A 21224-nucleotide genomic window follows, 5' to 3' on the forward strand; every position below is an offset into this window, starting at 1 on the left:
GGCGGGCGCTGCGGCCCCATGTCGCGCGGCAGCATGCGGTGGGCGTCCACGGCCGCGACGAGCAGCGCGGTGGCGTCGGCCGGCCGCCGGTTCTGGTCGCGGTCGGTCGCCGAGAGGACCAGCGTGTCGAGCAGGGGCGGCACGTCGCCCGCCAGCGAGGACGGCGCGGGCACCCGGTCGTGCACGTGCCGGTAGGCCACCGACATGGGGTTGTCGCCCTGGTAGGGCTGGCGCCCGGTCAGCAGCTCGAACAGCATCACCCCGGCGGCGTAGACGTCGCTGCGCGCGTCGGCGACCCCGGCGGTGACCTGCTCGGGCGACATGTAGGCGATCGTGCCGATCATGACGCCGGTGCGGGTCTGGTTGCCCGCCTCGATCGCCCTGGCCAGGCCGAAGTCGACGACCTTGACCCGGCCGTCGTCGGTCAGCAGGACGTTCTCGGGCTTCACGTCACGGTGCACCATGCCCGCCTGGTGGGCCGCGCCGAGCGCGGCGAGCACCGGGATCATGATCTCCAGGGCCTCGCGGGCCGGCAGGCGCTTCCTCTCGCGCAGCACGTCGCGCAGGGTGCGCCCCGGGACGTACTCCATCGAGAGGTAGACGTGATCGCCGTCGGTGCCCTGGTCGAAGACGTGCACCACGTTGGGGTGCGACAGGCTGGCCACCGACTTGGCCTCGCCGATGAACCGCCGTACGAAGTCGGGGTCCTCGGCCAGCGATCGGTGCATCACCTTCAGAGCCACCGTGCGGTCGAGCCGGATGTCCAGGGCCAGGTAGACGGCGGCCATCCCACCCCGGGCGATCCGGGACTCAACGCGATAGCGCCCGTCCAGCAGCCGCCCTACAAGGGGGTCCGCAACCGTCGTGTCCACGGGAGTGAGTTTACGGGCGGTTTGCCAGGGGGAGGGCAAGCACATCCCAAACCGATGCCGACATGTTTTCCCGTCAGGAAGGCGTTGATGGCTCTCCGCCGACCGGTTCGACGGCCGGCGAGGACGCCTCAGCGTACCGGCGCCGGGGTATCCGGCCCGCCAGGCGCGCCCTACGACCCGCCGTGACGGCGTCGCGCATAGCCCCCGCCATCAGGCCGGGCCTGCGGGCCCGCGTCACCGCGCTGGCGAGCAGGACCGCGTCGCATCCGAGCTCCATCGCCAGGGCCGCGTCGCTCGCCGTGCCGATGCCGGCGTCCAGGATGACAGGGACGCCCGCCGCCTCCACGATGAGCTCGATGTTGTGCGGGTTGCGGATCCCGAGCCCCGAGCCGATCGGCGCGCCGAGGGGCATCACGGCCGCGCACCCCGCCTGCTCCAGCCGCCGCGCGAGCGCCGGGTCGTCCCCGATGTAGGGCAGCACCACGAATCCGTCGGCCACCAGCCTCTCGGCGGCGTCGAAGGTCTCGATCGGGTCCGGCAGCAGGGTGCGCTCGTCGCTGATCACCTCCAGCTTCACCCAGTCGGTGCCGAGCGCCTCGCGGGCCAGGCGCGCGGTCAGCACCGCCTCGCCGGCCGTGAAGCAGCCGGCGGTGTTGGGCAGCACCCTCACGCCCCGGTCGCGCAGGACGTCGAGCACCGACCCCCGCGAAGCCGGGTCCAGGCGCCGCATCGCCACCGTGGTGATCTCGGTGCCGGACGCGGCCAGCGCCTGGTCCAGCACCTCAAGGGACGGGGCGCCGCCCGTTCCCATGATCAGGCGCGAGCGGAACTTCTCGCCGCCGAGGACCAGCGCGTCGTCCATGGGGTCCGCGTCGACGGTGACGGGGCCCTCACGCCGCTCGCCGGTCGCAAGGACGGGGCTCGTGTCTCGCCGGTCAGCCACCCTGCACCGCCGTGAGCACCTCGACGCGGTCGTTCTCGCCGAGCGGGGTCGACTGCCACGCGCCCCGCCGCACGACCTCGTCGTTCAGGGCGACCGCGACCCCGGCGACGGCCGAGGTCAGCGTCTGGACGGCCTGGGCGACGGTGGTGCCGGGGGGCAGGTCGTGGGGGGAGCCGTTGATGGTCACTCTCATCGCGCTTCCGGGGCGGGAGACCCCGGCCGGCGGCCGGGGGAGGAGCCCCGTTCCTCCTTCGTCCATCGGTGAGGGCCGGTGATGTCCTTGTGCCGCGCCCCGCCGAAACGCAGGGGCGAGCAGATCGCCGCGAAGGCCGGGCCGGGCCGTCCGGCCGGATCGTGGCCGGGAGGGAGCCCCCCTTCGTGGCCGGGGCCGGCGTCCGGGGCCGGCTCCCCGGCGTCCGGAGCCAGTTCCCCGGCGACGAGGTCGGCGGTCAGGGGACAGAGCAGGACGCCGCCGCGGTGGTGGCCGGTGGCCAGCACGAGCCCCGGGAGCGTGGTCCGCCCGATGACCGGGAGGTTGTCGGGGGTCCCCGGGCGCAGGCCGGCGGACAGGCCGGTCACCTCCAGCTCGGTGACGCCCGGTACGAGCTCGCGCGCGTCGCGCAGCAGCTCCCACAGGGCTCCGGCGGTCACGCGGGTGTCGAACCCCATCTCCTCCTGGGTGGCCCCGAGCACGATCTCCCCGTCGCCGCGCGGCACCATGTACGCGCTGGACCCGTGGACCACCCCGCGCACACAGCGGCCGAGGAACCCCGGAGCGCCGCGCAGCCGCATGATCTGGCCCTTGACGGGGCGCACCGGCGGGAGGACCTCCGGAGGCAGGCCGTCCAGGGATCCCGACCAGGCTCCGGCGGCCAGCACCACCTGGTCCGCGGCGATCGCCCCGCCGCCCGCCAGCCGTACCCCGCGCACCGCGTCGCCCTCGACGGCGAAGCCAGTGACGCGGTCGGCGACCATGCCCACCCCCCGGCGCGAGAGCGCGGCGAGCAGCGCGGCCGTCACCCGGCGCGGATCCACCCAGGCGTCCCCCGGAGCGAGGACGCCGCCGCGGACCGAGGGGGCGAGCATCGGCTCGGCGCGGCGGCACTCGCGCCCCGTCAGGCGTTCCACGGGGAGCGAGAGCTTCTCCATGAAGCCGGCCAGTTCGCCGAGCGCCGCGAGGTCGTCGGCGCCGAAGGCGACGTCCAGGGTGCCGTCGGTGCGGTAGTCGACGTCCATCCCGGACTCGCCGGCCAGCTCGGCGGCGAAGCCGGGCCAGCGGGCCAGGGACGCGAGGCCGAGCCGGAGCAGGGGCTCCTCGGTGTAGGTGACCTCGCTCACCGGGGCGAGCATCCCCGCCGCCGCGTGTGAGGCGCCCGAGCCGGGCGCCGGGTCCACCACGGTCACCGCGTGCCCGCGCTGGGCGGCGCGCCAGGCGACCGACAGGCCGATCACACCCCCGCCCACGACGACCACGTCCGCGTGCGTGTCCACCAAAGGTCCCGCTCCCTTCGCCGGCATGATCCGGATCAGGTTTCTGGCGGTCGAGGGCCGTGAGCCCTCCTCTCAGCCCGGTCTCGCCGGACTCCCGCGCGTGCTGACGACACCAGCCTATTCCTGCCTCCGTACGACTTGCGCACCTGCTTGAGTGTTCTCATTACTGCCTGTGCGCGATAGTGAGCCAATTCGTTACCAAATCGCCGTTGGCGAGTTACCCGGCTGGCCGCTTAGGGTCAGGATGTGAATCATGTCGTGGTGGTCGGAGCCGGACTGGCCGGCGTGCGGAGTGTCGAGGCGCTGCGGGCGCGCGGGTACCGAGGACGCGTCACTCTGGTCGGAGATGAGAACCATCGCCCCTACGATCGTCCCCCCTTGTCGAAGGCCGTGCTGCTCGGCGACCTGGATTCCACGGTCGTCGACTCCGACCTCGGCGCCCTCGACGTCGACCTGCGCACCAGCGTGTCGGCCAAGGGCCTGCGCCACGGCGCGCTGGAGACCACGGAAGGCGAGCTGGAGTACGACGGCCTGATCATCGCCACCGGCGCCTCGCCCATCAGGCTGCGCGGCGAGGGCGCCCAGCACGTGCTCCGCACCATCGACGACGCGCTCGCCCTGCGGGAACTGCTGGTCCCCGGCGCCCGCGTGGTGGTCGTCGGCGCGGGCTGGATCGGCGCCGAGGTCGCCACGGCGGCGCGCCGCGCCGGATGCGAGGTGACCGTCGTCGAGGCCGCCCAGTCACCGCTGGCCGTCGCCCTCGGCACCGAGGTGGGCGGGCGCACCGTGCCCTGGTACGCCGAGGCGGGCATCGACCTCAGGCTCGGCACGATGGTCGGCTCGGTCGACCCGGGCGGCCTGACCATGATGGACGGCTCGTGGATCCCCGCCGACGTGGTGGTGACCGGCGTCGGCGTGCGGCCCACCGTCGGGTGGCTCGCGGGCTCCGGCGTGGAGATCGACAACGGCGTCGTGGTCGACGAGCACCTGCGCACCTCGATGGAGGGCGTGGTGGCGGTCGGCGACTGCGCGAACTGGTGGTCACGGCGCTTCGGCCGCCGCATGCGCGTCGAGCACTGGGACACCGCGCTGAACGCGCCCGAGACGGCCGTGGCCACGCTGCTGGGCGAGACCGCCGTCTACGACCCGGTCCCCTACTTCTGGTCCGAGCAGTTCGGCCGCATGCTGCAGTACGCCGGCCACCACGACGGCGCCCGGCTGGTGCTGCGCGGCGATCCCGCCACCGACCGCAAGTGGGCGGCGTGCTGGCTGACCGACGACCACCGGATGGCCGCTATTCTTACCGTCGACCGTCCCCGTGACCTGGTGCAGGGCCGCCGTATCGTCGAGGGCGGGCAAAGGCTCGATGTGGATCGCGCGATGGACCCCTCGGTACCCTTGCGTGACTGCTTGTGACCCCCTGTGGGGTGTTTGAGAAGAGGCACGACGTGGTAGTTGTGGTTCCGTGACGCTTTCTGTTGCGCAGATCGACCGGGAAACCGACCAGTTGGTGGGAGAGTGGCTCCCCCTCACGGAAGTGGGCAGGCGGCTCGGGCTGAGTGCCGGGCGTGCCAAGCAGCTTCTCAAGGACAAAAGGCTCATCGGAGTCCGGCGGGGCGGATCCGAGCCGGAGGTCCCCGCGGCCTTCATCGCCGGAGACGACGTGGTGAAGGGCCTCCCAGGGACGCTGACGGTCCTGTCCGACGCGGGCTACGACGACGTCGAGGCCCTGCGGTGGCTGTTCACCGCCGACGACTCCCTGCCGGGGGCCCCGATCGACGCGATCGTCGCGGGCCGCCACACCGAGGTGAAGAGGCGTGCCCAGGCGCTCGGTTTCTGACGCCAGGCTCTACCTCTGCACCGACGGGCGCCGCCGCCAGGGCGATCTAGACCGGTTCCTCGACGCCGTCCTCGCGGGCGGTGTGGACATCGTCCAGTTGCGCGAGAAGGGCCTGGAGGCCCGCGAGGAGCTCGCGCTCCTTGAGGTGTTCCGCGCGGCCTGCGACAGGCACGGGACCCTGCTCGCGGTCAACGACAGGGCCGACATCGCCTACGCGGCGCGTCCCGACGTGCTCCACCTCGGGCAGGACGACCTTCCCGTGGCCGTGGCGCGCGAGCTGCTCGGGCCGGACATCCTGATCGGGCGGTCCACCCACAGCGACGCGGAGGCGTCCGCGGCGGCGGCCGAGGAAGGCGTCGACTACTTCTGCTGCGGGCCGATCTGGCCGACGCCGACCAAGCCCGGGCGTTTCGCGCCGGGGCCCGGCCTGCTGAAGCACGCGGCGGCGCTGGACACCGACCGGCCGTGGTTCGGCATCGGCGGCATCGACCTCTCCACGCTGGACGAGGTGATGTCGTACGGCGTGACGCGCGTCGTGGTCGTACGGGCCATCACCGAGGCCGACGACCCGGGCGCGGCGGCCGCCGAGTTCGCCCGCCGCCTCGCGGCGGCCTGACACCCCGGCTCACGGCGCCCTCGCGCCGCACCGACCCGAGCTTCGCGCTGCTGACCTGGGCCTAGCGTTACGGACCTGGGCCTTGCGTTACGGACCTGGGCCTTGCGTTACGGACCTGGGCCTTGCGGTGCTGACCCCGGCCTTGCGGTGCCGTACGGCCCGTCGTGGGCTCAGCTCCGGCGCGAGGTGGCGGCCACCGCCAGCTCGGCGAGGGCGTCGCGGGCCTCGCCGGTGATCGGCGCGCGCTCCAGCGAGCTCAGCGCGTCGTCCAGGTAGCGCTTGATCGTCTCCTCGCTCGCCGTCAGCGCCCCGGTCTCCTCGATGATCTCGCGAAGCCGCTCGACGCCGGCCGCGTCCAGGCCGGAGTCTCCGAGCAGCCGCCGCACGTCGGCGGCCTGCCCGTCGGACGCGGCCGAGAGCGTGCGGGCGATCAGCATGGTGCGCTTGCCCTCGCGCAGGTCGTCGCCCGCCGGTTTGCCGGTCTCCGCCGGGTCGCCGAACACGCCGAGGACGTCGTCGCGGAGCTGGAAGGCGATGCCGACCTTCTGGCCGTACTCCACGCACAGCCGGTCGAGCCACGGCTCCTGACCGCGCGCGGCGAGCAGCAGGCCGAGGCGCAGTGGCTGCTCCACGGAGTACTTGCCGCTCTTGTGGAGGGCGACCCTCAGCGCGCTGTCGAAGGTGTTGTCCCCGTGCGCCTGCTCCAGCAGGTCGAGGTACTGCCCGCACATCAGCTCCGTGCGCATGAGGTCGTGTACCGGCTCTGCCGCGGCGAGCGCCTCGGCCGGCAGGCCGCTCGTACGCCACATCTCGCTCGACCAGACCAGCAGCAGGCTGCCCAGGAGCACCGCCGCCCCCTCGCCGAACTGGACCGACGAGCCCCGCCAGCCGGACTCCTCGTGCATGGCCTGGAACCGCCGGTGCGCGGCGGGCTTGCCACGGCGCAGGTCGCTCGCGTCCATCACGTCGTCGTGGATCAGCGCGCTCGCCTGGAGCAGCTCCAGCGACGCCGCCGCGGTGTAGATCGCGGGGTCTTCCTCCCCGCCCGCGCCACGCCAGCCCCAGTAGCAGAAGGCCGGGCGCAGCCGCTTGCCCCCCGACAGGAAGTCCTCCGCGGTCGTCACCAGGGGACTCAGCTCGGGGGCGCTGACCAGGGGACGCTGCCGGTCGACGAACATCCGGAGGCGGCGGTCCACCTCGGAGCGGAAGGCGTCCGACAGGGCGAAGGAAGTGGTCATGCTCTGAGATTAACGGCCACACGAGAGCGCCCCGATTACCTGCCCCCGGTGTGATCTCGCTCATGGGGGAAAGAAGCGGCGTGGAGCTTGGGTGAGAGTGGGCAGCCTGTGAGCTTGCGAAGCCGGGGAAGACGTCGCACAACACGGCCGTGAACCCAGGTGGCCCTGTGCGACGCGAAGCCGGTCCAAGGAGCGCACGTTCACCAGGGGTGTGGGCCGGACCGGACCTGTAGCCTTGGGACCATGGCTCTGGGTCGTCCTTCATTCCTGCCCGACCGCGTTCCCACCGTCCGGGAGCTGCTCGCCTCCGGGGGGCGGTCGTTCTCCTTCGAGTTCATGCCGCCGAAGACCGATGAGGGCGCGCGGCTGCTGTGGCGCGCGATCCGCGAGCTGGAGGCGCTTCGCCCCACGTTCGTCTCCGTGACGTACGGCGCGGGAGGCTCCACCAGAGACCGCACGGTCGAGATCGTCGAGCGGCTGGCCCACGAGACGACGCTCACGCCGGTCGCCCACTTCACCGCCGTCGACCACTCGATCCGCGAGCTGCGCCACCTGATCGGCAGGTTCGCCGACGCGGGCGTGCGCAACATCCTCGCCGTGCGCGGCGACCCCCGCGGCGCCGACCCGCTGGCCGAGTGGGTCAAGCATCCCGAGGGTGTGCTGTACGCCGAGGATCTCGTGCGCCTCATCCGCCAGGCGGGCGACTTCTGCGTGGGGGTGGCCGCCTTCCCCTACCGTCATCCGAGGTCGCCGTCGATCGAGTCCGACACCGACTACTTCGTGCGCAAGTGCCGGGCCGGTGCCGACTACGCCATCACGCAGATGTTCTTCAAGGCCGACGAGTACCTCCGGCTGCGCGACCGGGTGGCGGCCCAGGGCTGTGACACGCCGATCATTCCCGGCATCATGCCGGTGACCCAGATAAGCACGATCGCGCGGTCGGAGCAGCTGTCGGGCGCCCCCTTCCCGCCCGAGGTGGCCGAGCGCTTCGCGGCGGTCGCCGACGACCCCGCGGCGGTGCGCAGCCTCGGCATCGAGCACGCCGCCGAGCTGTGCCAGACCCTCCTCGACGAGGGAGCGCCGGGCATCCACTTCATCACCTTCAACAAGTCGAGCGCCACCCGCGAGGTCTACCAGGCCCTGGCCCCGACGCCTGTGCCCACCCCGGTCCCCGCGGGCTAGCGGACCTCTACGTCAGGGGGCGCAGGGGGAGCGTGCTGCCCACGATCGCGTAGTGCTCGTAGCCGCCGGGGAAGACGAACATGCTCATGAGGTCGATGAAGCCGAGCCGGCGGTAGAGATGGCGCGCGGCCGTGGGCTGGTCGTGGGTCGACATCACGGCGGTGCTCTCGGGCCTGCCCTCGCACAGGCCCCGCACCAGCCGGCGGCCGATGCCCTTGCCCTGGTAGCCGGGGTGTACGTGGATCTCGGCGATCTCGAAGGCGTTGCCGAACCACCCGGCAGAGACGGGCAGGCCCGACCGTTCCGCAAGGGCGCGGCGCACGACGTCGTGCCACCACTGGCCGGGCATGCCGTGGAAGCCGTAGCCGAAACCGACCGCGGCGCCGTCCGTGGTCTCGGCGAACAGGCAGGTGAATTGAGGAAATGTCGCGTGATTGCGCATGATGCCCTGGCGACCTGAGAGCTGATCGACCGGTGGGCGCATCGCCGCCATGTAGATGTCGATCACGGTGTCCAGCGCGGAGACGAACCCCTCGGGACCGGCGCGTCGCAGTTCGATCACTCATCGCACACTAGCAGGGCGGCGATCACCCGGCGGGCGAACGTGGCGAGACCGACCTTCGTGGCCTTTTTCCGACATTTGCCGCCTACTCCACCTCGACCGGGGTGCCGCCGGTGATGCGGACGAGTTCCTCGAAGGTCGTCGGGAAGACCGTGTGCGAGTGGCCGGCCGCGGCCCACACGACGTCGTGCTTGCCCAGCCAGGTGTCCACCAGCGTGCGGATGGGCGCGGGGTGCCCGACCGGGGCCACGCCGCCGATCGTCTGCCCCGTCGCCGCCTTCACGAAATCGGGGCTGGCCCGCCTGACCTTGGAGGCGCCGACGAGCCCGGCGATCAGGCCGGTGTCGACCCGGTGGGCGCCGCTGGTGAGCACCAGCAACGCCTCCCCGTCGGCGTCGAAGATCAGGCTGTTGGCGATCGCGCCCACCTCGCACCCGAGCTGGGCGGCGGCCGAGGCGGCGGTGGGGGCCGAGTCGGTGAGCACGACCACCTCGCCGGCGGCTCCGGCCTCTCGGAGGGCGTCGGAGACCTTGATCACGCTTGGATGCGGCTTCTCTGGCACGCGAACACTCTAAACAGGACGGCCGGGCATGGGCGATTGATTACATCTCCGTGACTGTATGGGGTGCGGCATGACCATTGCGCTAGGGTCCGGTCAACTGATGGTGGTGTGTTCGAAGGGAAGTTCTGACATGGGGGTTGGTAGGCGGCTCGCCGCCGCGGTGGTGCTGACCGCGGGAGCCGTGCTCGTCTCGGGCTGCGGGCTGGGGGCCCAGCAGGCCGGGCCGGTGGCGTTAGCGGGTGCCCCGGCGCCCGGTCGCGCGGCCACTCCGGCGGTCACGATCAATGTGACGCCGGTCAGCCGGGTGCTCGCGGCGGAGCCCTTCGTGGCGCCGCACGGCACTCTCAGGTTCGGCGCCAAGGGCGTCACGGTGAAGGTGCTCCAGGCCAGGCTGCGCGAGCTCGGCTACATGCCCGGCAAGATCGACTCCAGGTACGGCGGCACCACGCAGTCCGCCGTCTGGGCCTTCCAGAAGGTCCAGGGCATCTCCCCGACGAGCACCGTCAACAGCCGTACGTGGCGGGCGCTTGAGGCCCCCAAGGCGCCTCAGGTCCTCGTCCCGACCGGCAAGCCCGACCGGGTGGAGGTGAACCTCACCAAGCAGATCGCCGTGCTCTACAGGGCCGGGCAGGTGAAGCTCATCACCCACATCTCCTCGGGGAGCGGCATCCCCTACTGCGAGACGGCCACCTGGCAGGGCAAGACGCAGCGGTTCTGCGGTGACGCGAGGACCCCGACGGGTGACTTCAAGACCACCTGGCGCCGGTCCGGCTGGCACAAGTCCTACCTCGGCCAGCTGTACAACCCGATCTTCTTCAACGGCGGCATCGCCCTGCACGGTGCGCTGTCGGTCCCGCTCGCCCCGGCGTCCCACGGGTGCGTGCGGCTTCCGATGCACGTCGCCCAGGTCCTGCCGTCCCTTTTGGGCACCGGGGTCCCGGTGCACGTCAGGGGCAAGTTCCAGCGCTGAGCCGAGCCGTCCTTTTGGGGCACCGGGGTCCCGGTGCGCGTGGGGGGCAAGTTCCAGCGCTGAGCCGAGCCGTCCCGCACGAGGGCCGCGGTCGTCCCGACGACCGCGGCCCTCGCCATCTCGCCCCCGCCCCACCACGCTCCCCGTCTCGCCACCCGCCGTGCTCGCCGTCTGGGGCCCGTCCCGTCCCGCTCGCCGTCTCCGGCCTGGCCCGCCTCGCTCGCCGGCGATCTCCTCCAGGCCGGGGGGTGCGACCATGCTGGGGATGGATGCCCGCGCCGGCCGGTGTGCCGAGGAGCCGAGGAGCCGCATGACGGATTCGAACCCTGACCCAGTCCCGCCCGGCGAGGTGCCCCTGGTGGGAGACGGCGTCACCCAGGGGATCACGCGCGCGGGCGACACCGTCCGCCGCCCCGTGAGGCCGTTCACGATGACGGTGCAGGCGTACCTGGCGCACCTGCACGCCGCCGGATTCCCGCACGCTCCCGTTCCCCTCAGCGTCGACGACCAGGGCCGGGAGGTGCTCTCGTTCGTCCCGGGAGACGTCCCGCGCGAACCCCTGCCGCCGGAGACGGCGGGGGAGGAGGTCCTGATCGCGCTCGCGCGGCTCATCCGGCGGCTCCACGACGCCGCCCAGGGGTGGACGCCGCCTCAGGACGCGGTCTGGGGAGGCACTCCCGGGGTCCGGGTCACGAGCTCGACCCCCGACGGGGAGGCCCCCGTGGTCGGCCACCGGGACTATTGCCCCGGCAACGTCGTCTTCCGCGACGGGCTGCCGGCGGCGCTCATCGACTTCGACCTCGCCAAGCCGACGTCGAAGGTCGACGACCTCGCCAACGCCCTGTACTACTGGGCGCCGCTGCTGGATGAGCGGGACAGGGCTCCCGCCTTCGTGGACCTCGACATTCCCCGCAGGGTCGCGATCTTCGCCGGAGCCTACGGCATGACCGCCGGCCAGCGCCGGGCTCTGGTGCCCGCCGTCACGCGCATGGTGCACCGCTTCCACGTCAACATGCGCGCCGCCGCCGAGGTCGACCCGGCGTTCAGGCGCATGTGGGACGAGGGCGCGAGGCACCGGCTGCCCCGGGCCGAGGCCTGGATCCGGCGGGAGGGCCCGGCCATCGCCGACCGGCTCATATGACCACGGTGTCGCACGTGATCGAACCTGTGTTCGTTTGACGCTTGACATCGTGGGTCATCGAATTTATGTTCGACATGGTGAGGGTGGGACTCGCGGCCCGCCCTCACCACACGGCGAGAGAGCGTCGTCGGCGACGGTCTCGCCACGCGCACCGATGGCCGGACGGGGAGAGGGGAAGCTCCTCGTCCGGCCCGAGAGAACGCACCAAGGCCCGCCGAGAACCCATCGGACCGACAACCCACGGACCAGAACCCACGGACCGAGAACCATCGAACCCAGATCCGCCCCAGCGGAAGACGGGGTGGGCCGAGAGCCGGGCGGATCGAGAACCGACGCGGCGAAAAGCCGGGGCGGAACGAGAACCACCGGGCCTGGCACCGCTCCGGCGGATGGCGGGGCGGGCCGAGAGGCATGGGAACGGGTGCGCACAGCGCCCGGGCGTGACGCCGCCGGGCGCCAGAGGGCGACCGGGGCGAGGGAGCGAGGTACGAGCCGGCCGAGTGACCACGACCAGCGGACCACCGAAATTGTCGGTGGTGTCTGCGACTGTGTTATCACCGGCGGTCACCGCCGGGGCCACGACCCCAAGGAGGGTGTCATGACTCGAGAGTCCGGAGAAGGTCCCCGGATTTCACAGACCGTGCGCGCGCACCTTGCCGACGCGCATTCCTGTCTCGCCGACGCGTCGGCGGCCCACACCCCCGCCGAGCGTTATGTCTCGGCACATCTCGCCGCACTGCGTGCGGCGGCCGCGATCCTCGCGGCCCTGCCCCGGCCGATGGACGGCCGCAGGCGACGGCTCCGCAGCGCGTGGGAGCTGCTCCCCGAGGCCGAGCCCAGGCTCGCGCAGTGGGCGGCCTACTTCGCGGTGAGCGCCACCAAGCGTGCCTCGGCGGAGGCCGGCATGGTGCGCGTGGTGTCGGCGCGAGACGCCGATGAGCTGATCACCGAGGCCGACACCTTCGTCGGCGTCGTCGAGGGCATCCTGGGTGTCCCCGGCCAGTCCACGCTTCCGGTGAGGGCTCCCTTGGCCGGGTGATCCGGCGGGGTCCCGCGCACACGGCCCGCCTCTATGAAGCCCGAGCGTCGCTGACGAACGTCCTGCTCCGGCGGTGAGCTCGACCTGCTCCGGCGGTGAGCCCGAGCGTGGCTGTCGCCTGCCCGTGGGCCGGCGTATGCGCCGTCTGTCCCGTGGTCCACGGCGCGCCTGTCGCCTGTCCCGTGGTCCACGTCACCTGTCCGGTCGACGGCGTGCCTGTCGCCTGTCCCCGTGGTCCACGTTGTGAGGGTGGCGACCACCGGCCCCGCTTGTGATGTGTGGGTCCAGCGGCGCTGGCGACAGCCTAACGGACCAGCGCCACGACGGACCACCCCGGTGGAGACGAGTCCGCCGGGCGGGCCGGGAGCCCGCCCGGCGATCAGGCCGGGAGGTCCGTCCGGCGACCGAGCTGGTATGCCCGCCCCGGCGAGCGTGCCGGATGCGCGCTCGGCGATCAGGCCGGTGCGGGGCACGCGGTCCGCTGGGGCCCTGCCGGCACGGTTGGTGGCCGTGCGACTCGGCTAGAAGGACTCGACGGCGCGGCGGGCCTCGGCGTCGAGGACGCCCCAGTTGATGAGCTCTTCGGTGAGTTCGGTGGGGGACTTGTCATAGATGACCGCCAGGGAGCGGAGGTCCTCCTGGCGGATCGACAGCACCTTGCCGTTGTAGTCACCACGCTGGCTCTGGATCGTGGCCGCGTAACGGGCGAGTGCCCCGGCCTTCTCCTTGGGCAACTGGGCAAGGCGCTCAAGGTCGATCACGAGCTTCGGCGTGGGCCCGAGAGGGCTCGGCGCCGAGCCGCCAGGGAGCAGCTCCGAAACAGGCACCCCGTAGAAATCGGCCAACTCGGCGAGCTTCTGCACGGTCACGGCACGGTCGCCACGCTCGTAGGAGCCCACGACGACGGCCTTCCACCTTCCCCGCGACTTCTCTTCGACTCCATGCAGTGATAGTCCCTGCTGGGTGCGGATGGCGCGGAGTCGTGCGCCCAGCGACTTGGCGTAGTCAGACGGCATCGTTTGGCCCCCCGGCTTTCTATGAACGTTCTCACTTATTGTGCGCCTTGCGACGAATGCCACGGCGATCGGGTGGCACCCGGGGAGGCACCATCGGTGACCGACGCGTCGTGGTTTACCCGAGAACGTCGCGAGGTGTGGTTACGGACAGTGACGGTAAAGGTGTGGACGTGTTTGGTCAAGCTGATTGGAAAAAAGATGCCGAATCCTGTCCGGTCCGGCCCTGATCTGCTCGGTCTCAAGCGCCGCACCCGCTCCTTCCTTACAGCGGCCGCACGGGTTCCGTACGGCTCCGGCGCGGCGGATGGGGCCGGCAGGCCCGGCGCATGATCCCGGCATACGGGCATCTGCCCAGGTTAGGGAGGCCGAACCGGTTCGGGAGGTTTCCTTCAAGGCTGATAACGTGGGCGAGCCAGTTCCTTTAAGACCCGTCCTGTGAGGCGGGAAAGGTGGTGACCCTCATGAACGCCGCCCGAAACCAGGCGCGCGACGACGATCCACGGCACGACGGTGACCAGCCGCGTGACGGCCAGCGGCCGCATGACGGCGAGCGCGCGGTGCTGGAGGCCCCCGACATCAACCGGGCCCTCACCCGCATCGCCCACGAGATCCTCGAACGCGCCAAGGGCCCCGACCAGCTCCTGCTCCTCGGCATCCCCACCCGGGGGACCTTCCTGGCGCGCAGGCTCGCCGACCGCATCGAGCAGGTCGAAGGTCATCCGGTGGCCACCGGTTCCCTCGACGTGACCATGTACCGCGACGACCTGAGGCTGAAGCCGGCGCGCGCCCTCGGCCGCACCGAGCTCCCCGAGGACGGGGTGGACGGCCGCATCGTCGTGCTCGTCGACGACGTCCTGTACTCGGGCCGCACCGTACGCGCGGCCCTCGACGCGCTCAACGACCTCGGCCGTCCCACGGCCGTACGGCTCGCCGTCCTGGTCGACCGGGGCCACCGCGAGCTGCCGATCCGCGCCGACTACGTCGGCAAGAACCTCCCGACCTCGCGCGCGGAGACCGTACGGGTGTGCCTGGCGGAGACCGACCAGCGTGACGCGGTCCTGCTGAGGGGAGGCCAGCGATGAACCGCCACCTGCTGTCCACGGCCGACCTGTCGCGCGACGACGCGCTGCTGATCCTCGACACCGCCGAGCAGCTCTCGCAGGTCTCGGACCGTTCCATCAAGAAGCTGCCGACCCTGCGCGGGCGCACCGTCGTGAACCTGTTCTTCGAGGACTCCACCCGCACCCGCATCTCCTTCGAGGCCGCCGCCAAGCGCCTGTCAGCCGATGTGATCAACTTCTCGGCCAAGGGGTCGAGCGTGTCCAAGGGCGAGAGCCTCAAGGACACCGCGCTCACCCTGCAGGCGATGGGCGCCGACGCCGTGGTCATCCGCCACGGCGCCTCCGGGGCCCCGCACCGCCTGGCCAACTGGGTCGACGGAAGCGTGGTCAACGCCGGGGACGGCACCCACGAGCACCCGACCCAGGCGCTGCTGGACGCCTTCACCATGCGCAGGCGCCTCGGCGAGCTCGACGGCCGAAGGGTGACGATCGTCGGCGACGTGCTGCACAGCAGGGTCGCCCGCTCGAACGTCCACCTGCTGCACACGCTGGGCGCCGAGGTGACGCTCGTCGCGCCGCCGACGCTGCTGCCGGTGGCCATGGGCGACTGGCCGTGCGAGATCTCCTACGACTTCGACGCCGTGCTGCCCAAGTCCGACGTGGTGATGATGCTGCGCGTCCAGCACGAGCGGATGAACGCCTCGTACTTCCCCTCCGCCCGCGAGTACAGCCGCCGCTACGGCCTGGACCCCGAACGGCTCGGCAGGATGCCCGAGGGGGCGATAGTGATGCACCCGGGGCCGATGAACCGCGGTATGGAGATCGCCGCCGAGGTCGCCGACTCCGCCCGCTCGACCATCGTCGAGCAGGTCACCAACGGCGTGACCGTGCGCATGGCCGTCCTCTACCTGCTTCTGTCCGGCTCCGAGCCCGCGATCGGGGGGAACCAGTGAGCTATCTCGTCAAAGCCGCCCGCGTCCTCGGGGGCGAGCCGCGGGACATCCTCATCGAAGACGGGTACATCGCCGCGATCGGCGCCCCGGGCGAGATCGGCGGCGCCGGCGCGGCCCGTGTCGACGCCGAGGGGCTGATCGCGCTCCCCGGCCTGGTCGATCTGCACACCCACCTGCGCGAGCCCGGCCGTGAGGACGCCGAGACCGTCGAGTCCGGCACCGCGGCGGCGGCGCTCGGCGGGTTCACCGCCGTCCACGCCATGGCCAACACCTCGCCGGTCGCCGACACGGCGGGCGTCGTGGAGCAGGTCTGGCGGCTCGGCCAGGAGGCCGGGCACTGCGACGTGCAGCCGGTGGGCGCCGTCACGGCGGGCCTCGCGGGCAGGCAGCTCGCCGAGCTCGGCGCGATGGCCGACAGCGCGGCCCGGGTCCGGGTCTTCTCCGACGACGGGGTGTGCGTCTCCGACGCCGTCCTGATGCGCCGGGCCCTTGAGTACGTCAAGGCGTTCGACGGGGTGGTGGCCCAGCACGCGCAGGAGCCGCGCCTGACCGAGGGCGCGCAGATGAACGAGGGCTCGGTGTCCGGCCGCCTCGGGCTGACCGGCTGGCCGGCCGTCGCCGAGGAGGCGATCATCGCGCGTGACTGCCTGCTGGCCGCGCACGTCGGCTCCCGGCTCCACATCTGCCACGTCTCGACGGCGGGCTCCGTGGAGATCATCCGCTGGGCGAAGTCGAAGGGCTGGGACGTCACCGCCGAGGTGACCCCGCACCACCTGCTGCTCACCGACGCCTGCGCGGAGACCTCGCCGGCGGGCGCGTACAACCCGATCTACAAGGTGAACCCGCCGCTGCGCACCGAGACCGACGTGCGGGCGCTGCGCGAGGCCCTCGCCGACGGCACGATCGACTGCGTGGCCACCGACCACGCGCCGCACCCGGTCGAGGACAAGGAGACCGAGTGGCCGGCGGCGGCCATGGGCATGATCGGCCTGGAGACCGCCCTGTCGGTGGTCCAGGAGGCCATGGTCGAGACCGGCCTGCTCGACTGGGAGGGCGTCGCCGACCGCATGTCCGCGCGTCCCGCCCGCATCGGGCGGCTGTCCGGCCACGGCGGGCCGCTCCGGGCGGGCGCCCCCGCGAACCTCACCCTGGTCGACCCCTCCGTACGCTGGGCGGTCGACCCGGGCGGATTCGCCTCCAAGAGCCGCAACACGCCCTACCAGGGCATGACGCTGCCGGGCAGGGTCGTCGCGACCTTCCTGCGCGGCCGTCCCACCGTTCTCGAAGGGAAGCTCACGTGACGCGCGCGACCACGGGCACAGCGGTCCTCGTCCTGGAGGACGGCCGGGCCTTCCACGGCACGCCGTACGGCGCCGAGGGCGAGACGTTCGGCGAGATGGTCTTCTCCACCGGGATGACCGGCTACCAGGAGACCCTCACCGACCCCTCCTACCACCGGCAGATCGTGGCGATGACCGCGCCGCACATCGGCAACACCGGCGTCAACGACGAGGACCCTGAGTCGTCCCGCATCTGGGTCGCCGGGTACGTCGTGCGCGAGCCCGCGCGGGTCGCCTCGAACTGGCGCTCCCGCCGCTCGCTCGACGAGGAACTGCGCGCGCAGGGCGTGGTCGGCATCGCCATGCCGGGCACGCGCGCGCTCACCCGCCACCTGCGCGAGCGCGGCGCCATGCGCGCCGGGGTCTTCACCTCTCCCACGGCCTCGGTGGAGGAGCTGGCCGAGAGGGTGCGGAACAGCCCTTCCATGGTGGGCGCCGACCTCGCCAAGGAGGTCTCCACGGCCGGGCCGTACGTCGTCCCCGCGCACGGGAGGAAGCGGTTCACGGTCGCGGCGGTCGACCTCGGCATCAAGGCGATGACGCCCTACCGCATGGCCGAGCGGGGGTGTGAGGTCCACGTGCTCCCGGCGGGCGCGACGGCGGCCGACATCCTCGCCCTCGACCCTGACGGGGTGTTCCTGTCGAACGGGCCGGGCGACCCGGCGACCGCCGGCTACGCCGTCGAGGCGCTCACGGGCGTGATGGACGCGGGCAGGCCGGTCTTCGGCATCTGCTTCGGCAACCAGATCCTCGGCCGCGCCCTCGGGCTCGGCACGTACAAGCTGCGGTACGGCCACAGGGGCGTGAACCAGCCGGTTCAGGACCGCCGCACCGGCAAGGTGGACATCTCCGCCCACAATCACGGCTTCGCCGTACAGGCGCCCCTGGACGGGCCGTTCGACACCCCGTACGGCCGCGCGGAGGTCAGCCACGTGAACCTCAACGACGGCTGCGTGGAGGGGCTGCGCCTGCTGGACTACCCCGCGTTCAGCGTGCAGTACCACCCCGAGGCCGCCGCCGGCCCGCACGACGCGGCGGGCCTGTTCGACGAGTTCTGCGCCCTGATGGCGCGCCCGGGCACGACGGTGAAGACGGAGGGCGAGAGTGTCTAAGCGCACTGACATCAGCTCGATCATGGTCATCGGCTCCGGGCCGATCGTGATCGGGCAGGCGTGCGAGTTCGACTACTCGGGCACCCAGGCGTGCAGGGTCCTGCGCGCCGAGGGCTACCGGGTCATCCTGGTCAACAGCAACCCGGCGACGATCATGACAGACCCGGAGTTCGCCGACGCGACGTACGTCGAGCCGATCACGCCCGAGATCGTCGAGCAGATCATCGCCAGGGAACGGCCCGACGCCCTGCTGCCCACCCTCGGCGGCCAGACGGCGCTCAACGCCGCCGTGGCGCTGCACGAGGCCGGGGTGCTGGAGCGGTACGGCGTCGAGCTCATCGGCGCGGACATCGACGCGATCCAGGCGGGCGAGAACCGCCAGCTGTTCAAGCAGATCGTCGCCAAGGTGGCCGACGAGTACGGCCTCAACGCCGAGTCGGCCAGGTCGGCGATCTGCCACACGCTGGAGGAGTGCCTCGTCGCGGCGGACGGCCTCGGCTACCCGGTGGTCGTGCGGCCGAGCTTCACCATGGGCGGCGCCGGGTCCGGGTTCGCCTACGACGAGGACGACCTGCGCCGCATCGCGGGCGCCGGGCTCGACGCCTCGCCGACCACCGAGGTGCTCCTTGAGGAGTCGATCCTCGGCTGGAAGGAGTACGAGCTGGAGGTCATGCGCGACCGGGCCGACAACGTCGTCATCGTCTGCTCCATCGAGAACATCGACCCGATGGGCGTGCACACCGGCGACAGCGTGACCGTGGCCCCGGCCCTGACGCTGACCGACCGCGAGTACCAGAACATGCGCGACGTCGCGATCGCGGTCATCCGCGAGGTCGGGGTCGACACCGGCGGCTGCAACATCCAGTTCGCGGTCGACCCGCGCACCGGGCGCATGGTCGTCATCGAGATGAACCCGCGCGTGTCGCGGTCGAGCGCGCTGGCCTCCAAGGCCACCGGCTTCCCGATCGCCAAGATCGCGGCCAAGCTCGCCGTCGGCTACACCCTCGACCAGATCCCGAATGACATCACCCGTGAGACCCCGGCGTCGTTCGAGCCGTCGCTCGACTACATCGTGGTCAAGGTGCCGCGCTTCGCCTTCGAGAAGTTCGCCGGGGCCGACCAGACCCTCACCACCCACATGAAGTCGGTCGGCGAGGCCATGGCCATCGGCCGGTCCTTCCCCGAAGCCCTCCAGAAGGCCCTGAGATCGCTGGAGAAGAAGGGATCGTCCTTCAGCTGGGCGGGGGAGCCCGGCGACAAGCAGGCCCTTCTCAACGCCTCCCGCGCGCCGCACGACGGGCGGCTGCGCACGATGCAGCAGGCTATCAGGGCCGGGGCGACGATCGAGGAGCTGCACGAGGCCACGAGCGTCGACCCGTGGTTCCTCGACCAGCTCTTCCTCATCGACGAGGAGGCCCGGGCGCTCGGCGAGGGCGAGCTGACCGAGGCCGCCCTGGCCCGCGCCAAGCGGCACGGCTTCAGCGACGCGCAGATCGCCGAGATCCACGGCCTTCCCGAGCCCGAGGTCAGGGCGCTGCGCCAGGGGCTCGGCGTGCGGCCCGTCTACAACACCGTGGACACCTGCGCCGCCGAGTTCGCCGCCAAGACGCCCTACCTCTACTCGACCTACGACGAGGAGACCGAGGTCCCGTACGGCGACCGCCCCAAGGTGATCATCCTGGGCAGCGGGCCGAACCGCATCGGGCAGGGCATCGAGTTCGACTACGCCTGCGTGCACGCCTCGTTCGAACTTTCGGCCGCCGGGTACGAGACCGTGATGGTCAACTGCAACCCCGAGACGGTCTCCACGGACTACGACACCTCCGACCGGCTCTACTTCGAGCCGCTCACCCTGGAGGACGTCCTTGAGGTCGTGCACGCCGAGCGGTCGACAGGGCCGGTCGCCGGGGTGATCGTCCAGCTCGGCGGGCAGACGCCGCTGGGCCTCGCCCAGGCGCTGAAGGACGCGGGCGTGCCCGTCGTCGGCACCAGCCCCGAGTCGATCCACCTGGCCGAGGAGCGCGGCGCGTTCGGGCGGGTGCTCGCCGAGGCCGGGCTGCCCGCTCCCAAGCACGGCACCGCCGTCACCGTGCAGGAGGCGCGGGCCATCGCCGGGGACATCGGCTACCCCGTCCTCGTGCGCCCCTCGTACGTCCTCGGCGGCGCGGGCATGGCGATCGTGTACGACGAGGAGACGCTGAGCGCGTACATGGCGTTGGCCGGGGCGGCGAGCGACCACCCGGTGCTGGTGGACAAGTTCCTCGACGAGGCCATCGAGATCGACGTGGACGCGCTGTACGACGGCGCCGAGCTCTACCTCGGCGGGGTCATGGAGCACATCGAGGAGGCCGGCATCCACTCCGGCGACTCGGCGTGCGCGCTGCCGCCGATCACACTCGGCGGGTTCGACATCAAGCGCATCCGCGCCGCCACCGAGGCCATCGCGCGCGGAGTGGGCGTGCGCGGGCTCCTGAACGTCCAGTACGCCATGTCGGCCAACGTCCTGTACGTCCTTGAGGCCAACCCGCGTGCGAGCCGTACGGTGCCGTTCGTGTCCAAGGCGACCGCCGTGCCGCTGGCCAAGGCCGCGGCCCGGGTCATGATGGGCGCCACCATCGCCGGGCTCCGCGAGGAGGGCATGCTGCCCGCCACGGGCGACGGCGGCACTCTGCCCCTGGACGCGCCCATCGCGGTCAAGGAGGCCGTGCTGCCGTTCAACCGGTTCCTGGGCGTCGACACGATCCTCGGCCCCGAGATGCGCTCCACGGGCGAGGTCATGGGCATCGACGAGGTCTTCGGCACGGCCTACGCCAAGTCGCAGTCGGCGTCCTACGGCTCGCTGCCGACCAAGGGCCGGGCGTTCGTCTCGGTGGCCAACCGCGACAAGCGGGCGATGATCTTCCCGGTGAAGGCTCTTGCCGACCTGGGGTTCGAGATCCTGGCCACGGAGGGCACCGCCGAGGTGCTGCGCCGCAACGGCGTCCATGCCAAGATCGTGCGAAAGCAGAGCGACGGCGCCGGTGCGGACGGTGAGCCGACCATCGTGACCCGGATCCTCGACGGCGAGGTGGACCTCATCGTGAACACCCCCTTCGGCAGCCCGGGCCAGTCCGGCCCCCGGCTCGACGGATACGAGATCCGCACGGCGGCCGTCCTGCGGGACATCCCGTGCGTCACCACTGTGCAGGGCCTCGGTGCGGCCGTACAGGGCATCCAGGCGATCGCCGCGGGCTCCGTGGGCGTACGGTCGCTCCAGGAGCACGCCCAGCGGCTGAGGGGCTGACGA

Annotated in this window: 20 protein-coding genes and 1 riboswitch; of the genes, 12 read left to right on the forward strand and 8 right to left on the reverse strand. The window is 71.8% G+C overall.

Annotated features, from left to right (window positions below; all coding sequences use genetic code 11):
- From AB0B89_RS18930 to thiO, 4 genes are all read right to left on the reverse strand, one after another.
- Nucleotides 1-872: protein kinase (locus AB0B89_RS18930; protein ID WP_358554060.1), on the reverse strand; the 872-nt coding region annotated here is incomplete at its 3' end.
- 73 nt (nucleotides 873-945) lie between these two features.
- A complete protein-coding gene (locus AB0B89_RS18935; RefSeq protein WP_358554136.1) occupies nucleotides 946-1734 on the reverse strand; it encodes a thiazole synthase in 789 nt (262 codons plus the stop codon).
- Between the two features lie 73 nt (nucleotides 1735-1807).
- Entirely contained in the window at nucleotides 1808-2008 is a 201-nt protein-coding gene (gene thiS / locus AB0B89_RS18940) for a sulfur carrier protein ThiS (protein WP_358554063.1), read from the reverse strand.
- Nucleotides 2005-3306, reverse strand: a complete 1302-nt coding sequence (gene thiO, locus AB0B89_RS18945) for a glycine oxidase ThiO (protein ID WP_358554066.1) — start codon at nucleotides 3304-3306, stop codon at nucleotides 2005-2007. Before thiO ends, thiS begins: the two co-directional genes overlap by 4 nt.
- A riboswitch (TPP riboswitch) is annotated at nucleotides 3302-3414 on the reverse strand. (Overlaps the previous gene by 5 nt.)
- Nucleotides 3415-3552: 138 nt before the next feature.
- Between thiO and AB0B89_RS18950 the strand changes: the two genes are divergently transcribed.
- From AB0B89_RS18950 to thiE, 3 genes are read left to right on the forward strand one after another with little or no spacing between them, the layout of a single operon-like run.
- Nucleotides 3553-4722 (forward strand): FAD-dependent oxidoreductase, encoded by a 1170-nt coding sequence (locus AB0B89_RS18950; protein WP_358554069.1) that lies wholly within the window; start codon nucleotides 3553-3555, stop codon nucleotides 4720-4722.
- Between the two features lie 49 nt (nucleotides 4723-4771).
- Nucleotides 4772-5146, forward strand: a complete 375-nt coding sequence (locus AB0B89_RS18955; RefSeq protein WP_358554072.1) for an Rv2175c family DNA-binding protein — start codon at nucleotides 4772-4774, stop codon at nucleotides 5144-5146.
- Nucleotides 5124-5762 carry a thiamine phosphate synthase gene (gene thiE / locus AB0B89_RS18960; RefSeq protein ID WP_358554075.1) on the forward strand — a complete coding sequence of 213 codons (639 nt, stop codon included), beginning with the start codon at nucleotides 5124-5126 and terminating at the stop codon, nucleotides 5760-5762. The genes AB0B89_RS18955 and thiE overlap by 23 nt, the downstream gene beginning before the upstream one ends.
- A 170-nt stretch (nucleotides 5763-5932) precedes the next feature.
- On the opposite strand, the gene AB0B89_RS18965 is transcribed toward thiE, so the two are convergent.
- Complete coding sequence (locus tag AB0B89_RS18965) at nucleotides 5933-7000, reverse strand: polyprenyl synthetase family protein (protein WP_358554078.1); 1068 nt, start codon at nucleotides 6998-7000, stop codon at nucleotides 5933-5935.
- Nucleotides 7001-7243: 243 nt separating this feature from the next.
- On the opposite strand from AB0B89_RS18965, the gene metF reads away from it, so the two are divergent.
- Nucleotides 7244-8182 (forward strand): methylenetetrahydrofolate reductase [NAD(P)H], encoded by a 939-nt coding sequence (gene metF, locus AB0B89_RS18970; protein ID WP_358554081.1) that lies wholly within the window; start codon nucleotides 7244-7246, stop codon nucleotides 8180-8182.
- 7 nt (nucleotides 8183-8189) lie between these two features.
- Here the strand turns inward: metF and AB0B89_RS18975 are convergent, their stop codons facing one another.
- Nucleotides 8190-8744, reverse strand: a complete 555-nt coding sequence (locus tag AB0B89_RS18975; protein WP_358554084.1) for a GNAT family N-acetyltransferase — start codon at nucleotides 8742-8744, stop codon at nucleotides 8190-8192.
- An 85-nt stretch (nucleotides 8745-8829) separates the two neighbouring features.
- Nucleotides 8830-9306, reverse strand: coding sequence for a YbaK/EbsC family protein (locus AB0B89_RS18980; RefSeq protein WP_358554087.1), 477 nt, complete (start codon nucleotides 9304-9306; stop codon nucleotides 8830-8832).
- 130 nt (nucleotides 9307-9436) lie between these two features.
- On the opposite strand from AB0B89_RS18980, the gene AB0B89_RS18985 reads away from it, so the two are divergent.
- From AB0B89_RS18985 to AB0B89_RS18995, 3 genes are all read left to right on the forward strand, one after another.
- Nucleotides 9437-10276, forward strand: a complete 840-nt coding sequence (locus AB0B89_RS18985) for a L,D-transpeptidase family protein (protein WP_358554090.1) — start codon at nucleotides 9437-9439, stop codon at nucleotides 10274-10276.
- 310 nt (nucleotides 10277-10586) lie between these two features.
- Complete coding sequence (locus AB0B89_RS18990; protein WP_358554093.1) at nucleotides 10587-11417, forward strand: aminoglycoside phosphotransferase family protein; 831 nt, start codon at nucleotides 10587-10589, stop codon at nucleotides 11415-11417.
- Between the two features lie 598 nt (nucleotides 11418-12015).
- Entirely contained in the window at nucleotides 12016-12456 is a 441-nt protein-coding gene (locus AB0B89_RS18995; RefSeq protein WP_358554096.1) for an SAV_6107 family HEPN domain-containing protein, read from the forward strand.
- 521 nt (nucleotides 12457-12977) lie between these two features.
- Here the strand turns inward: AB0B89_RS18995 and AB0B89_RS19000 are convergent.
- A complete protein-coding gene (locus AB0B89_RS19000) occupies nucleotides 12978-13472 on the reverse strand; it encodes a transcriptional regulator (RefSeq protein WP_189166358.1) in 495 nt (164 codons plus the stop codon).
- A gap of 461 nt (nucleotides 13473-13933) precedes the next feature.
- On the opposite strand from AB0B89_RS19000, the gene pyrR reads away from it, so the two are divergent.
- From pyrR to carB, 5 genes are read left to right on the forward strand one after another with little or no spacing between them, the layout of a single operon-like run.
- Nucleotides 13934-14554 (forward strand): bifunctional pyr operon transcriptional regulator/uracil phosphoribosyltransferase PyrR, encoded by a 621-nt coding sequence (gene pyrR / locus AB0B89_RS19005; protein WP_358554100.1) that lies wholly within the window; start codon nucleotides 13934-13936, stop codon nucleotides 14552-14554.
- A complete protein-coding gene (locus AB0B89_RS19010) occupies nucleotides 14551-15486 on the forward strand; it encodes an aspartate carbamoyltransferase catalytic subunit (RefSeq protein WP_358554103.1) in 936 nt (311 codons plus the stop codon). Before pyrR ends, AB0B89_RS19010 begins: the two co-directional genes overlap by 4 nt.
- Nucleotides 15483-16787, forward strand: a complete 1305-nt coding sequence (locus AB0B89_RS19015) for a dihydroorotase (RefSeq protein WP_358554105.1) — start codon at nucleotides 15483-15485, stop codon at nucleotides 16785-16787. The genes AB0B89_RS19010 and AB0B89_RS19015 overlap by 4 nt, the downstream gene beginning before the upstream one ends.
- On the forward strand, nucleotides 16784-17938 hold the full coding sequence (gene carA, locus AB0B89_RS19020; protein ID WP_358554108.1) for a glutamine-hydrolyzing carbamoyl-phosphate synthase small subunit: 1155 nt from the start codon (nucleotides 16784-16786) through the stop codon (nucleotides 17936-17938). Before AB0B89_RS19015 ends, carA begins: the two co-directional genes overlap by 4 nt.
- On the forward strand, nucleotides 17931-21221 hold the full coding sequence (carB, locus tag AB0B89_RS19025; protein WP_358554111.1) for a carbamoyl-phosphate synthase large subunit: 3291 nt from the start codon (nucleotides 17931-17933) through the stop codon (nucleotides 21219-21221). The genes carA and carB overlap by 8 nt, the downstream gene beginning before the upstream one ends.
- The last annotated feature ends 3 nt before the right edge of the window (nucleotides 21222-21224 follow it).

This window comes from Sphaerisporangium sp. NPDC049002 (genome assembly GCF_040649355.1).
Classification (GTDB): Bacteria; Actinomycetota; Actinomycetes; order Streptosporangiales; family Streptosporangiaceae; genus Sphaerisporangium.

Bases quoted from the DNA above. Each gene is read 5' to 3' on its own strand.
- AB0B89_RS18935 (WP_358554136.1), bottom strand. From the start codon at position 1,734: ATGGACGACGCGCTGGTCCTCGGCGGCGAGAAGTTCCGCTCGCGCCTG.
- thiS (WP_358554063.1), bottom strand. From the start codon at position 2,008: ATGAGAGTGACCATCAACGGCTCCCCCCACGACCTGCCCCCCGGCACC.
- AB0B89_RS18965 (WP_358554078.1), bottom strand. From the start codon at position 7,000: ATGACCACTTCCTTCGCCCTGTCGGACGCCTTCCGCTCCGAGGTGGAC.
- metF (WP_358554081.1), top strand. From the start codon at position 7,244: ATGGCTCTGGGTCGTCCTTCATTCCTGCCCGACCGCGTTCCCACCGTC.
- AB0B89_RS18985 (WP_358554090.1), top strand. From the start codon at position 9,437: ATGGGGGTTGGTAGGCGGCTCGCCGCCGCGGTGGTGCTGACCGCGGGA.
- AB0B89_RS18990 (WP_358554093.1), top strand. From the start codon at position 10,587: ATGACGGATTCGAACCCTGACCCAGTCCCGCCCGGCGAGGTGCCCCTG.
- AB0B89_RS18995 (WP_358554096.1), top strand. From the start codon at position 12,016: ATGACTCGAGAGTCCGGAGAAGGTCCCCGGATTTCACAGACCGTGCGC.
- AB0B89_RS19000 (WP_189166358.1), bottom strand. From the start codon at position 13,472: ATGCCGTCTGACTACGCCAAGTCGCTGGGCGCACGACTCCGCGCCATC.
- pyrR (WP_358554100.1), top strand. From the start codon at position 13,934: ATGAACGCCGCCCGAAACCAGGCGCGCGACGACGATCCACGGCACGAC.
- AB0B89_RS19010 (WP_358554103.1), top strand. From the start codon at position 14,551: ATGAACCGCCACCTGCTGTCCACGGCCGACCTGTCGCGCGACGACGCG.